Annotated in this window: 12 protein-coding genes; 8 read left to right on the forward strand and 4 right to left on the reverse strand. The window is 61.4% G+C overall.

The annotated features are described in order from the left end of the window. Nucleotides 1-23 precede the first annotated feature (23 nt). The gene (locus HDG33_RS33210) at nucleotides 24-818 is read right to left on the reverse strand and encodes a molybdopterin-dependent oxidoreductase (protein ID WP_184039558.1); all 795 of its coding nucleotides are present in this window, start codon (nucleotides 816-818) and stop codon (nucleotides 24-26) included. A 3-nt stretch (nucleotides 819-821) separates the two neighbouring features. After that, nucleotides 822-1403: a cytochrome b/b6 domain-containing protein gene (locus HDG33_RS33215; RefSeq protein WP_184039561.1), complete on the reverse strand. Its 582-nt coding sequence runs from the start codon at nucleotides 1401-1403 to the stop codon at nucleotides 822-824. 219 nt (nucleotides 1404-1622) lie between these two features. Between HDG33_RS33215 and HDG33_RS33220 the strand changes: the two genes are divergently transcribed. From HDG33_RS33220 to HDG33_RS33240, 5 genes are all read left to right on the forward strand, one after another. Beyond that, the gene (locus HDG33_RS33220) at nucleotides 1623-1769 is read left to right on the forward strand and encodes a hypothetical protein (RefSeq protein ID WP_167368753.1); all 147 of its coding nucleotides are present in this window, start codon (nucleotides 1623-1625) and stop codon (nucleotides 1767-1769) included. A 521-nt stretch (nucleotides 1770-2290) separates the two neighbouring features. Further along, nucleotides 2291-3649: an aromatic acid/H+ symport family MFS transporter gene (locus HDG33_RS33225; RefSeq protein ID WP_184039564.1), complete on the forward strand. Its 1359-nt coding sequence runs from the start codon at nucleotides 2291-2293 to the stop codon at nucleotides 3647-3649. A gap of 71 nt (nucleotides 3650-3720) precedes the next feature. After that, the gene (locus HDG33_RS33230; RefSeq protein WP_184039567.1) at nucleotides 3721-4746 is read left to right on the forward strand and encodes an amidohydrolase family protein; all 1026 of its coding nucleotides are present in this window, start codon (nucleotides 3721-3723) and stop codon (nucleotides 4744-4746) included. Nucleotides 4747-4748: 2 nt separating this feature from the next. Beyond that, on the forward strand, nucleotides 4749-5432 hold the full coding sequence (ligK, locus tag HDG33_RS33235) for a 4-carboxy-4-hydroxy-2-oxoadipate aldolase/oxaloacetate decarboxylase (RefSeq protein ID WP_184039569.1): 684 nt from the start codon (nucleotides 4749-4751) through the stop codon (nucleotides 5430-5432). 14 nt (nucleotides 5433-5446) lie between these two features. After that, nucleotides 5447-6154, forward strand: coding sequence for a substrate-binding domain-containing protein (locus HDG33_RS33240; protein ID WP_221311615.1), 708 nt, complete (start codon nucleotides 5447-5449; stop codon nucleotides 6152-6154). Between the two features lie 152 nt (nucleotides 6155-6306). On the opposite strand, the gene HDG33_RS33245 is transcribed toward HDG33_RS33240, so the two are convergent. Together HDG33_RS33245 and HDG33_RS33250 are read right to left on the reverse strand one after the other, a co-directional pair. Continuing rightward, on the reverse strand, nucleotides 6307-7323 hold the full coding sequence (locus HDG33_RS33245) for an ATP-grasp fold amidoligase family protein (RefSeq protein ID WP_184039575.1): 1017 nt from the start codon (nucleotides 7321-7323) through the stop codon (nucleotides 6307-6309). 58 nt (nucleotides 7324-7381) lie between these two features. Then, entirely contained in the window at nucleotides 7382-8314 is a 933-nt protein-coding gene (locus HDG33_RS33250) for a GlxA family transcriptional regulator (RefSeq protein WP_184039578.1), read from the reverse strand. An 809-nt stretch (nucleotides 8315-9123) separates the two neighbouring features. On the opposite strand from HDG33_RS33250, the gene HDG33_RS33255 reads away from it, so the two are divergent. The 3 genes from HDG33_RS33255 to HDG33_RS33265 are packed head-to-tail and all read left to right on the forward strand — an operon-like array spanning nucleotide 9124 to nucleotide 14098. Beyond that, complete coding sequence (locus HDG33_RS33255; RefSeq protein ID WP_184039581.1) at nucleotides 9124-11445, forward strand: polysaccharide biosynthesis tyrosine autokinase; 2322 nt, start codon at nucleotides 9124-9126, stop codon at nucleotides 11443-11445. A gap of 59 nt (nucleotides 11446-11504) precedes the next feature. Continuing rightward, nucleotides 11505-12620, forward strand: a complete 1116-nt coding sequence (locus HDG33_RS33260; RefSeq protein WP_184039584.1) for a glycosyltransferase family 1 protein — start codon at nucleotides 11505-11507, stop codon at nucleotides 12618-12620. A gap of 20 nt (nucleotides 12621-12640) precedes the next feature. Further along, nucleotides 12641-14098, forward strand: coding sequence for a hypothetical protein (locus HDG33_RS33265; RefSeq protein WP_409259119.1), 1458 nt, complete (start codon nucleotides 12641-12643; stop codon nucleotides 14096-14098). The last annotated feature ends 2 nt before the right edge of the window (nucleotides 14099-14100 follow it).

The following is a 14100-nucleotide window of genomic DNA, read 5'->3' on the forward strand; positions in this document are numbered from 1 at the left end:
GGAAGGAGAAAAACATCATTGCGTCACGAGCCGCTGAACCAGTTGTAGCCCTGGTTCTCCCAATAGCCGCCCGGATACTGGTTCGTGATTTCGATAGCGACTACATGCTTGGGATTCTTGAAGCCGAGCTTGGTCGGCACACGCAGCCTCATCGGGAAACCATACTTCGGCGGCAGCACGTCACCGTCGTAAGTCAGCGTGAGCAGCGTCTGCGGGTGGAGCGCCGTCGGCATGTCGATGCTCGTCCAGTAGTTGTAGTCCGCGCAATGAAGCGACACGTACTTTGCACGCGTGTCCGCGCCCGCGCGGCGCAGGAATTCGGAAAAGCGCACGCCGCCCCAGCGACCGATCGCGCTCCATCCTTCGACACAGATAAGACGCGTGATCTGGCTTTCCTGCGGCAGCGCGCGCAGTTCGTCGAGCGTCCACGTACGCTTGCCGTGCGCGAGGCCGCTGACCTGCAGACGGTAGGTCGCGGCATCGATCTCGGGCACCTCGTCGAGGCCATAGAACGCATTGAACGGAAACGGCCGTGTGATCATCGATGCCGGATACGTGGGCGCCAGCTTGTTCGGATCGAACAGCAGTGCCTGCACGTCGTCGTTGAAGAACGAGATGCGGCGCAGCGCGGTATTCACCGCCTTGTCGTCGGTCAGATCGCAACCGGACAGCAGCGCGATGCCGCCTAACGTCAGCAGCCGCCGGCCGAACAGCCGGCGCGCAGGCGATTTGAGTTCGCGCTGAGCATCGCGAATGATCGATTCGCCATGCGTCGCGAGGAAGGTGCCTTGTTGCGCGGGTCGTTTTCGGATCGTCATGATTTACCGTCCGCGTAGCATCAACAGCAGCGAGCGGGGCACGAGCGCAACCATCGCGACGTGAATGACGAAAAACGCCACCAGGACGCTCATACACATGAAGTGCACCACGCGCGCATTGTCATATCCGCCCATCAGCGTGCGCAGCAGCGGGAACTGCACCGACTTCCAAATGGCGAGCCCGGACAACACGATCAGCGGGATGTCGGCGATCACGACTAGATAGGCGAGCTTTTGCACCGAGTTGTAGTGCGCGAGGTCGTCGTGTTTCAGGCGCCCGCTCAGCGCAGCGAGCAGATCGGCGACCAACTTTTTCGGCCGGACAGGCAGCAGCTTGCGTCGAAAGCGTCCGGTCGCCAGATTCAGCGCCAGATAGACGATGAAATTGGCGACCAGCAGCCACATCACTGCGAAATGCCATTGCAGCGCTCCGGCGAGCCAGCCGCCAAGCGTGATCGAAGGTGGAAACTCAATTGCGGGAAAGATCGGCGACGCATCGTAGATCTGCCAGCCGCTCATTACCATCAGCACGACCGCGACAGCATTGATCCAGTGCGTAATGCGCACCCATCCGGGTTGAACCATGTTGTGCCTCGAGACCGCTCCATGCTCGTTGACAATCATTCCGGTGCCGCGGGAGCCGTCAACGGGATGCCGTCGGCGCCGGTATGGGGGCGCAAGCAGGATCGGGCGACGAGGTACGCTGCGAGCGTCAGACTGGCATTGCGCCCGAAGCGGTAACGCGATCGATCGACGGTTATTCCGTCGTGTCTGAAATTTCTTTGTTCTTGCAATCGACTTTCAATGACGATGCACATCGCGCAGGAAGGCCGTCCCGCCGCATGGGAAACGCAGCATACGACATTCCTGACTACGGACGGACGCTGGCTCGAAGGTTGCAGCGCGGAAGGGGTATCGCAGCACCCTGAGCCGGGTAGCGCACAACGGTAATTGAGTACCAGCCGGTCTCGCGAGGCCGGCTCAGCCCGAAGCGGAATGGCCATAGCACGGTCATGCCGCTTTTTTCTTTTTGTGCCCTTTTTGCCCGGGGCAAATCCGCTACCAGCGCGGCGCATCCATGTTGATCGGAAAAGCGGGGCGTCTCACTGCCGTTCTATGCGAGTTCATTCCCGCTTCATCTGTTCTGTTTATCAGGGTGTGCACCGGCAGGCGTTCGAAAAGCCCGCTTCGAAGGGCCGTGACTCTGGTTTGAACGCTTGTCCAGCGGGGCTTTGCGCGAATCGGACGGGCTTCGCCGATGCTATGCGGAACGCTGAGAATGCGGATACTCGCATCGACCCGATGGTTAACCCGCGCTTTGGCCCGCGAAGGACGAAACGTACCTTCACGCCAGTTATTTGAGTAAGCCGTGTAGGGGCCCATCGCCACGATGGTTACCGAGTCGACGTACTTTGCGAAGCTACCCGCTTTGAGCGCGCGATGAGACCAATGAAGGAGACAGGAGAGTTTTGATGACGAGTACTACCAGCGGTAACAGGATTGATATCAAGAAGTTCATCGACGAACGGTCGATTTCGCCCTACCAGTGGCTATTGGTCGTGCTGTGTTTTCTGATCGTGACCGCCGACGGCATGGACGTCGCGATCATGGGTTTCGTCGCGCCTTCCATCATTCATGACTGGGCGATTTCGCGCCCCGAATTCGGGCTCGTGATGAGCGCGGCGCCGATCGGTCTCGTGATTGGCGCATTGTTCGCGGGTCCGGCATCGGACCGCATCGGCCGCAAGTGGGTGCTGATTACGTCGGTGTTTCTGTTCGGCGTGTTCACGATCGCGACTGCGTTCACGCAATCGCCGTTTTCGATGGCAGCATTGCGTCTGCTCAGCGGTGTCGGCCTCGGCGCCGCGATGCCGAACTCGACGACGCTGCTGTCCGAGTACGCACCGCAACGCAAGCGCGCGCTGCTGATCACCGTGATGTTCACGGGCTTCAATCTCGGCTCGGCATTGATCGGCTTCGCGGCCGGCTGGCTGATTCCGGTTCACGGCTGGCGCGCGGTGCTGATTTTCGGCGGCGCACTGCCGCTCGTGCTGATCCCGTTCCAGATCTGGCTGCTGCCTGAGTCGGCCCGTCTGCTCGCGGTGCGCGGCGCGCCCGCGCAGCGTATCGGCAAGGTGCTTGGCCGTGTGTGCGGCGTGCACTTCGCGGGCAATGAAGTGTTCGTGTCGAACGAACCGCCGCTGCCGACGCGCAAGCTGATCGGCGTGCTGTTCTCGCAAGGCTATGGCTCGATGACGATCGCGCTGTGGGTCACGTATTTCATGGGCCTGCTCGTGATCTATCTGCTGACCGGATGGCTGCCGACGCTGATGAAGGATGCGGGTCTGTCGGTCACGACCGCGGCCAACGTCACGGCGATGTTCCAGATCGGCGGCACGATCGGCGCGATCCTCGTCGGCTGGCTCATGGACAAGGCGCGTCCGGCGCCGGTCATCAGCGCCGCGTATATCGGCGGCGCACTGTGCGTGCTCGGGCTCGGCTACATCGGCGCGCTGTCTTCGTCGCTTGCACTGCTGGTGTTTGCCGCGGGCTTCTGCATGAGCGGCGCGCAAACCGGTCTGAACGCATTTGCACCCGGCCGCTACCCCACCGTTGCGCGTGCGACTGGTGTGAGCTGGATGCTCGGCATGGGCCGCTTCGGCAGTATCTTCGGCTCGGCGATCGGCGGCGCGCTGCTCGGCTTCGGCTGGCAGTTCGGCGCGATCCTGGCGATGCTCGCGATCCCCGCCACACTCGCCGCTATCGCCATCCTGGTGAGCCAGCGTGTGGGCGGCGCCGAAACGGTGGCGCAGCCGAATATCGCGCATTGAGGCGTGAGGCAACGCGGCGCGCGTGCGTTTCGCGGGCGCCGCTGGATAAATTCATCTACTGAGGAATCACGGTGATCATCGACATTCACGGACACTACACCACCGCGCCGAAAGCGTTGGAGACGTGGCGTAACCGCCAGATCGCAGGCATCAACAGTCCTTCCGGGATGCCGAAGGGGGCGGAATTGCAGATCAGCGACGACGAGCTGCGCGAGTCGATCGAAAACAACCAGTTGAAACTGATGCGCGAGCGCGGCCTCGATCTGACGATCTTCAGTCCGCGCGCGAGCTTCATGGCGCACCACATCGGCGACTTCGAAATCTCGAGCACGTGGGCCGCGATCTGCAACGAACTGTGCTATCGCGTGAGCCGGCTGTTTCCCGAGAACTTCGTGCCGGCCGCGATGTTGCCGCAAAGTCCGGGTGTCGATCCGGCCACCTGTATTCCTGAGCTCGTCAAATGCGTCGAGCAGTACGGCAATGTCGCGATCAACCTGAATCCCGATCCGTCGGGCGGCCACTGGACCAGCCCGCCGTTGTCGGACCGTTCCTGGTACCCGATCTACGAGAGGATGGTCGAGTACGACATTCCCGCGATGATTCACGTGAGCACGAGCTGCAACGCGTGCTTCCACACCACCGGGTCGCACTACCTGAATGCGGATACCACCGCGTTCATGCAATGCCTGAGCTCGGACCTGTTTCGCGATTTCCCGACGCTGCGTTTCGTGATTCCGCACGGCGGCGGTGCGGTGCCTTATCACTGGGGTCGTTTCCGCGGCCTCGCGCAGGAACTGAAAAAGCCCTTGCTGAAAGACCATCTGCTGAACAACCTGTTCTTCGACACCTGTGTCTATCATCAGCCGGGTATCGACCTGCTCACGCGCGTGATTCCCGTGGACAACATCCTGTTCGCGAGCGAAATGATCGGCGCGGTGCGCGGCGTCGATCCGGAAACCGGTCACTATTTCGACGACACGAAGCGCTACGTCGAAGCCGCGGATATGAATCCGGAGCAGCGCTACAAGATCTACGAAGGTAACGCGCGGCGCGTCTATCCGCGTCTCGACGCCTTGCTGAAAACGAAGGGGCTGTGATCATGTATGAAATCGGAGTCGTCTATCGCAACATCCAGCGCGCGGATGCGGAGGTGGCAGCGAAACTCGGCGCGCTCGGTTCGGCCACCGTGCATGAAGCGATGGGCCGCACGGGCCTGCTCCAACCGTATATGCGCCCGATCTATACCGGCGCGCGCGCGAGCGGCACGGCCGTCACGGTGCTGCTGCAACCGGGCGATAACTGGATGCTGCACGTCGCGGCCGAACAGATCCGGCCGGGCGACGTCGTCGTCGCCGGCGTCACCGCACAGAGCACAGACGGTTACTTCGGCGATCTGCTGGCCACGAGCTTCAAGGCGCGCGGCGCTCATGCATTGATCATCGACGCCGGCGTGCGCGACGTCAGCGTGCTGAGCGAAATGAACTTCCCGGTCTGGAGCAAGGCGATTTCCGCGAAAGGCACGGTCAAGGCGACGCTCGGCTCGGTGAACATTCCGGTCGTGTGCGCGGGTGCACTGGTCACACCGGGCGACGTCGTCGTTGCCGATGAGGACGGCGTGGTCGTGGTGCCGGTGGCCGCCGCGCAAGCCGTGCTCGACAAGGCCGCGGCGCGCGAGGCCAATGAAGCCGGGAAGCGCGCGAAACTCGCCTCTGGGGTGCTCGGTCTCGACATGTACAACATGCGCGGGCCGCTCGAGCAGGCCGGACTGCGTTACAAGGACTGACAGGCGTGGTCGCAATGATCAACGATCAAGCCACGCGCGCGCCGATCACCGGCATTTCGTCGATGGCCATGCGCCAGGTGCTGGCCGGACTCGCCGCGTTCTACGAGCGGCGCACGGGGCAGGGCGTCGCCATCGAATCGGTCGGCGGCGTCGATGCGGCGCGCCGGGTCGAGGACGGCGAAGTCTTCGACATCGTCGTGCTTGCTGCCGACGCGATCGAGCGGCTCGTGGTGACGGGTTGTGTCGAGGCGGCGAGCCGCGTCGGGCTCGCGCGCTCGGGCATCGCGGTCGCGGTCGCGGCCGGAGAAACGCACCCGGACATCGCGTCCGAAGCAGCGCTGCGCGACGCGATTCTCGGTGCGCGCAGCATCGGTTACTCGACGGGGCCGAGCGGCACGCATCTACTGAAGCTGTTCGAACGCTGGGGCATTGCCGGGCAGATCGCTTCGCGTATCGTGAAGGCGCCGCCGGGTGTGCCGGTCGGCACGCTCGTCGCGCGCGGAGAAGTCGCGCTCGGCTTTCAGCAGATGAGCGAATTGATTCACGTGGCGGGCATCGACGTGCTCGGCGAGCTTCCGGCCGCCACCCAGTCCACCACGACTTTCACCGCCGCGATCTGCACGGTGGCGCGCCAGCGTGAAGCAGCCCAGGCGTTGCTGGCGTTTCTGGCCTCGCGCGAGGCCGACGGCGCAAAGCTGCAAAACGGCATGTCGCCGGCTTGATGGCGGGCGGCGCTCGCCGCCCAGGCTTGTGTCCTTGCCTTTTCCGCCTCCATCTCTTTGCGCGAGCGCATGCTCGGCGTCGAAACGCTGAAAGCGCTGACCGGCACGCCCGATCGGATGGAGGAGGCAAAACGCTACGAATGAAAGCGGATTCAAGCCAGCAGCTTGCCCCACTCGTAATCGATACTGTCCGGCGTGAAGGGCAGCACGCCCGCGCCGGGCGTAAATGTAAGTTCGCCGAAATAAACGAGGGCGTCCGGCGCATACAGGTCGACGCGCACATAGTCGAAGTCTTCGCACAGACGGGCCGCGACATCGAGCACGGCCTGTAGATGCGGCGGGCGCGGAGCGGGCAACGCGCTGCGCTTGTAGTCGCCGATTGCGATATCGAGGTGATTCCAGTCGGCGTCGTACACGTCGCCGTGCGTCGCGTCGCCGAATCGATCCGAGATCACGAGGATATAGATGATCGGCCCGCCAGGTCGGCCGCCAAAGCAGTGCATTTTGAAATCCGCCGGAATCTGGCCGCGCCGATCGAGCAGCAGCTGCTCGAAGAAAACGCGCGGCTCGATCGTCCGATAGTGCCGCTCGCGCCCAACGTAATAGAATTCGGTGCGCAACCATTGGTCGGCGAGCTTCTTCAGCTTCTCGAACGAGGTCTCTGATTTGTTTCTCACCACTTCGACGTAGCTGCTGCCGTGATTGGCTTTCATTACGAAAGCATCCGGCAGTGCGTCGAACACTTCGGGCGTGAATGAATCGGGCACTGCGATCAGCGGTATCAAATGCTTGTCGCCGATTTTCCGGGCAATATATTCCCGCACCAGAAGCTTGTCGGTCAGGTCGATATAGCGCGGATCAGGATGAAGATTGCGCTGCAGGATCTTCTCATTGAACGTCACCGGACGAATCAGGTTCGGATAGCGGCCAATGCATTTGTGATGTAACAGGCTTAGGAAAAGGGTGTCCGGCAATAGCGTTTTCGCCGCTTCCTTGATTTTTCTCGCGGTAGATGGCGATTGCCCGTGCGCCGCATGCGCACCGGTGTGCAAGCCCGGCTGCCCGCAGGACGCGGCCAGAGCACTGTCGCCGGAGCGTAGGGAGGCCATGTTTTTCGGCGCGACGGCCGCATCCTGCGCGGCCAGTTGGGCGGATTTGATGATCGTCATGTTCTAATCCCTTTGCGGTCGAGTCGACGAGTCGTCCTCGGAGTAACGGGAATTGAAATCAAAGCGTCAGCGGCGCTTGCCGCAACATCTCGGTCGCGGCACTCCAGCTTTCCTCCGGCGTTAGCCAGCGTTCCTCCGCATCCACATGCTGTTGCGCGCGGAATTGCGTCGGCGACATGCCATAGCGCTCCTTGAATAGCCGCCCAAGCCGATTACCGTCGCCCATTCCGCAGCGGCGCGCAATCTTGTCGACCGGCAGATCGGTGTTCTTCAGCATCGAGCGAACGATCTCGAAGCGTGTGCGCAGCAGATATTCGAGCGGCGTCATGCCGAACTCGCATTTGAAGCGGCGCTGGAAATTGCGCTTGCTCATCGCCACCGATTCGGCCGCCTGCGCAACCGAAATAGCCTTGCTGTAGTTTTCCTTGATCCAGCGCGCCGATTCGCGAATCTTCTCCGTCGTCGTCGTGATGTTGACGTCGTCGAACTCGGAGCGGCTTTTCTCGGCGTAGCCGGTTTGCAGGATGCGGCCTATCTTGCGGGCAGTGTCGGTATTGATGTCGCGTTCGATCTGCGCGAGCGCGAGATCGGTCGGCGTCACATTGCTTTGCGTGCGCGCGGCGTCACCGCTGTCGTCGAACAGAAAAATCGGCACGATCGATTGCAGCGGATCGTTGCAGACGACCGCGAGATTCGCACCCTGTTGCATGCCGAAAGATGCAATCGATCCTTGCAGCGAGATCCACGACAGAAAGCGGTCGTTGGATTCCGCGACTTCGGTGACGTCGCGGCAGGCCACGAAGAGCGCGTGGAAATCAGCGAGGCAGTAGCGTTCGAGGCCTTGCGTCCAGATCGATATGCCGGACGAACTGTTCACCAGACCGCCGCCGTCGGATACCACGGTAAACCGGTATGGCGGCTCTTCGCCAGCCGTTCTCTTGAACTCGTTGGCAAGCCGGAACGCGTCGCCGATCGCGCCGGTACTTGCCATCGAACAATCCTGAAAGACGAATAGACCAATGTGCTTCATCACGCGAGCTTCTCCAGTCAGGAAAATCTACGCATTGAGATTAGCGCATCGATTTGGGCCAGACGAGCTTGGCCGGCATGCGTGGGTGTTTTGGCGTAATCGTCAGGATTCAAGAAATTCTTACCTCGCTATTCGCAGAAATGCGTGCTACTAATTAACGTTGCACGGAATTTTTTTCCCGATCAATTAGCGCGATTCTTGCAAGCGAAATGCTGGGGCATCGGCGGAATGCGCCGAGTGGCTTGGATTCGGCGCGATTTGCGGGATAACAAGGGCATTCCTGGCACTTGAGGCGTGCAATTGGCGTTCTGTCGCGATGTACGATGCCTGTCGTATTACTCTGTTACAGCAATTGCAGATCGCAACAAGCCTTTCCGGCTTCTGTTTCATTTGTAAAAGGCTCCGCATTATCGGCCAATAGCACCCTACTTTGGGCCGCCGGCGAATGCCTCGATCCTTTGCGGACTATGCTTCAGCGCAACATCGAGAGAGAAATTGTCAATCGCGGATTACGTGAATGGCGGGCGTCGCATTCGCTGATTCGTGAGAAGAACAATCGGCAATGCCGCGGTGGATAAGCAATAGGTGTGTAGCCTTCCGTGGTTCGAGAGGTCCCGAACACGGCTCCCCGACCTAACCCGACACAGCACGTCGCTTCGCCGTGCTGCCAGCCAATCGAGGGTCTATCTGGCCGGCGGCATAAATAGCGACGTGGCGACGCAAAGCGATCGCCGATCGTTTTGTTTCATCAACCTGCAAGGATCAGACCGGTGGATTACTATCCGCAAAACTCGCTCTATCCCGCTGTTGATACCGAGCGTAGACAACTCAGTGGCCGCGCGATGCTCACGCTAATGCGCGACCACATCTGGGAGATCGTGGTGACGACCGTCGTCGTCCTCACGTTCGCGGTCGCGTATCTTCTGATTGCCACGCCTATCTATTCCGCTGACGTAATCATTCGCGTGGACCCACCCGAGCCAAATGCCCTCGGACTCGCGTTGCAGAACCAGGAACTGTTGCCGCCACCGACGCCGTCGTCGGTAACCGAAATGGCGGTCATGGAAAGCCGTGCAGTTTTGCAGCCGGTGATGGACCAGTTCCGTTTCGACATTTCGGTGAAGCCGCACAAGCTTCCGGTTCTCGGCGACATCGCCGAAAAATTCGCTACACCGGGACAGCCCGCGGCGCCGTGGCTCGGGCTGAAATCGTTTGCATGGGGCGGCGAGCGTGTGCAGATCGCCGCGCTCGACGTGCCGCGCGAACTCGAGGAAGAGAAGCTGACCTTGACCGCGCTCGACAATGGCGCGTTCGAATTGCACGGCCCGTCCGGCGAGTTGCTGGCGAGTGGCACGGTCGGCATGCCGCTCAAGCAGAACGGCGTGTCGATGCTCGTGAAGGAACTCGCTGCGCGGCCGGGCACGAAGTTCGAGGTGATCCGCTGGAATGAGCTCGATGCCATCAAGCGCTTCACCAGTCTCGTCAAGATTGGCGACAAGGTGAAAGATTCCGGGCTGATGCAAATCCAGTACCGCGACAAGAGTCCGGACAAAGCCGCGGCCGTCGCCAATGCATTGGGAGAGCAATACCTCGCATCCGCGGTGGCGAGCCGGCAAGCGAACGACACGCAGACGCTCGCTTTTATTAACGGCGAACTCCCGCGTCTACTCGGCGATCTGCGAAAAGCCGAGGAAGCGCTGAAGAACTTCCGCTCGAGCTCGCGATCGATGCAGCCGACCAACGAGGCGCAAGCCTATTTGCAGGGCGGCCTCGATCTCGACAAGCAGATCGCGGCGCTGCAATTGCAGCGCACGCAAATGCTCGAGCGCTATACGGAGCAGAGCCGCTGGGTGCAGAACGTCGACGAGCAACTGGCGCAATTGAAAGAAGCGAGAGCGAAATTCTCCGACCATTTCAACGGCATGCCCGCGTCGGAACGCGCGAGCGTCGATCTGATCCGCGCGCAGAAGGTCGCGGAAACGGTGTATCTCGGCATGGTGCAGAAGGCCGAGCAATTGCAGGTGCGTCGCGCCAGCACGACGGGCGGCGCGCATATTCTCGATCGCGCGATCAGACCGCATATGCCGGTCAAGCCACAGCCGATTCTCGTGCTCGGCGGCGGATTGGTGCTCGGTATCGTGTCCGGCGTCGTGTTGGTCTTCATGCGCCGCCACGTGATGATCGGCGTGACCGACCCGCGCTACGTCGAGCGCGAGATGAGCGTGCCGGTGTTTGGCGAGATTCTGTTCAGCCATCAGCAACTGCTGCTCGACCGCGATGCGACCGCGGGGCGCAAATCGCTGCCGGCAACGGCCTGGCGCGCCCATCCGCCGATGCAGAAGAGTCTGCACGAGATTCAGTTTGATTCCGGCGTCCAGAACAGGATTCTCGCCGCGCGCTTTCCGCACGACACGTCGGTCGAAGCGCTGCGCAGCGTACGGACCGCCGTCACGCGCGATCTCGCGCATGCACGCAACAACATCGTGATGATCATCGGGCCCACGCCATCGGCCGGCAAGAGCTTCGTCGCCGCGAATCTGGCGATCCTGCACGCTGAAATCGGCTCACGGGTGGTGCTGATCGATGCCGACATGCGACGCGGTCATCTCGCCTCGCTATTCAACGAGAGCAATCGTGGAGGTCTTTCCGAAGTACTGTCCGAACGCCTGCCGCTCCGCAATGCGCTGCGCTCGACCCGCATCGACGGATTGGCGTTCCTGTCATGCGGCGTGCGCCCGGAGAACCCCGCCGCGCTGCTGATGAGGCCGCACCTGAAGGAAGTACTCGAGCGGCTGTCGAGCCAGTTCGATCTGGTGATCATCGATACGCCGCCTTTCCTCGCGGTCACCGACGCCTCGATCGTCGCGAACGAGGCGGGCGCATCTCTGCTCGTGCTGCGCTCGGGCATGCAAAGCGAGGAGGAGATCGCCGACACGCTCAGAAAGGTGGAACGCGCGGAAGGGCGCATCGCGGGCGCGGTGTTCAACGGCATTCCGCTGCGTCGAAGCACGAAGAACTATGGCTACGAAACGAACTATGCCAGCGATTTCGGCGAAAACGACGTCGGACAGCAAGCGCCGCGAGGCGCCTGAGCGTGTGGAGACCCCAACGCGGTAAAGCGCGTTCGCGATGGCGTAAAACGGAGAACCAGATGGCCTTTGCAATCAACGGAAAGTTTACTTCTCAGTCCATCACGGGGGTTCAACGCGTTGCGTATGAGCTGACGCGGGCCATGCAGATGCGCGCCGCGCCCGGTGACGAACCGGAAGTGTTCGTGCCGCAAAACGCCGTCGAGCCGGGGGCGCTGCTCAAACCGCAACGGCGCTTTCCGTGGCTGCGCGGCACGCTGTGGGAGCAGATCACGCTGCCAGTCGCCGCCCGTGGCATCACGCTGCTGAGTCTGTGCAATACGAACCCGCTGTTCAAGCACAGTCAGGTCGTGATGGTTCACGACATGGCCGTCTTTGACGTGCCGCAAGGCTTTTCGAGGAAATTCCGGCTCTGGTATCGCATCTGTTTCGCGCTCTTGCCGCGCACGCATCCGATCGTTCTGACGGTCTCGACGTTTTCGAAAATGCGTATCTGCCATCACCTGAAAATCGACGAATCGCGTGTGAAAGTGGTGGCGCCCGGCGCGGATCATTTCGACCGGATCGTTGCCGACCCATCGGTGCTGCAACGGCTCGAATTGAACAAGGACGCCTATTGCGTGATCGTCGGCAGTCTCGATCCGCGCAAGAATCTGCGCGGCGTGCTCGATGCGATCGTGCGGCTCGGGCATCTGCGCGACGTCAAATTCGTCATCGTGGGAAAACAGTATCCGCGCATCTTCAGCGGTGCAGGCGTCGAGCATCCTGTGCATTCGCGGCAGGTCGTGTGGGTAGGTTTCGTGTCGGACGCGGAGCTGAAGGCACTGTACGAGAGCGCTGGCTGCCTCGTGTTTCCGTCGCTGTACGAAGGTTTCGGCCTGCCGCCTCTGGAAGCGATGTATTGCGGCTGTCCGGTGATCGCGTCGGCGCGCACGTCGATACCGGAAGCATGCGGCGATGCCGCAATGTACTGCGACGCGACCTCTGCGGACGACATCGCCGCCAAGATCGCGCAGATGATGAGCGACGCCGATCTTCGCCAACGTTATCGCAGCGCGGGGCTGCTGCATGCGCGCGAGTTTCGCTGGGAGCGCGCGGCGCAAACGGTGCTCGAAATCCTCGATGTCAAGACTGGCGAGCGGCTGCCCGAACTGACGCCGCGCGCGTCCGCGAGCTAGCGATGGGTGGGCGCACGAACATGGATCGCATGAAGACCCGTGCTGGCAGAAGACGTGCATTGCGCACACTCGCCGCGTTGGCGGCGGGTGCGGCAGCGCCGTTGTCGAATCTCCGGCCCGCTCTCGCATTGGTACCGGACCCAGCGCCCGCGAATGCGCGCGCCCGCATGATGACCGATCTGATCGGCACGAACGGCTGGGCCGGATCGGCCGCCGACATCGAGATGTGGCGAGCGATGGGCATTAGCTGGGGCCGTGACACGGTCGGCCCTGGTCAACCTGATCGGCCCGGCGAGGCGATGCGCATCGACAAAACGAGCTCGGGGTTCGATATCGATCTGCCGTCGGCACTGTTGCGAAACGAACGCAATGGAATCGGTTCGCTGTTGATGCTCGGCTATACGCCGAGATGGAATGCGACTGTGCCGGGCGACAGCAATTCGGCACCCGTCGACGTGGATGCGTGGAAGCAGTATGTCGACGCGGTGGTGCGCAAGTATTCGGCGCCGCCTTATAACCTGCGCTATTTCCAGATCTGGAACGAGGCGGCCGGCAAATTGTCCGGCGGCTTGCCTCAGTCCGTGTTCTGGCACGGCCCTGAGTTCAGCAAGGACGAAAAACGCTCGAAACCGTATGAGCGCGCGATGCAGGATTACGTGGAGCGGATTCATATTCCGGCGGCCCGCATCATTCGCAGTTATCGCGCGTATGTGGTGTATGGCGGCTGGCCGGACCAGGGCGGCCTCGATAACTTCCACCGCTGGCTCGAATATCGCAGTCCGGTCTTGAAAGAGCGCATGCTCGATTGGGTCGACTACATCGACACGCACTACTTGCCGGTTGCCGATATGGAATCGCTGTACCAGCGATACGTGAAGAGCGGTCCCGCGCGCGGCATCTGGCAAACGGAGATCGGCAACGAGTACATGAAAGACCCGCACTATTTGCCGCGTTATTTCTTCGACTTCGCGGTGTGGGCGCTCGGCAGGAATTGGGACGACCCGAACAAGTACCTGTCGATGATCTATCACTGGGACGGCTATGAACCTTTTCGTCTCACGCATCCCGGTCCGCCTGAACGAACCTACAACGTTTCCGGTCGAAGCTTGGTCGTGTTGCGTCAAACAGCGGGCGGGCATCTGGCGAGTTTTTCGAAGCCGCTGCAATGCGGTCCGGGTGTTGCTGCAAATGCCTTGCTTTCCGGCAACGACCTCGTGATGCAGGTGAGCAGCAGCGCGGGCTGGCAGAACATTTCCATCGACGGGCTGCAGCCGCTGCGTTCGCACGCGGTGCAGGTCGATTTCATCGATGCGCTGAGCGGCGAGGCGAGCGCACCGGGCAAGGTTGCATTGAGTTGGGACAACGATTTGATGAACGTGCGATTCAAGGTACCCGACCAGGTGAACGGCGCTGGTAATAATCCGCCCAAACATCTGGCTTATCTCGTGGTACGTCGTGTGACGCAGGCAGTGGCATAGCG

It is taken from the genome of Paraburkholderia sp. Cpub6 (assembly GCF_014201065.1).
GTDB classification, from domain to species: Bacteria; Pseudomonadota; Gammaproteobacteria; order Burkholderiales; family Burkholderiaceae; genus Paraburkholderia; species Paraburkholderia tuberum.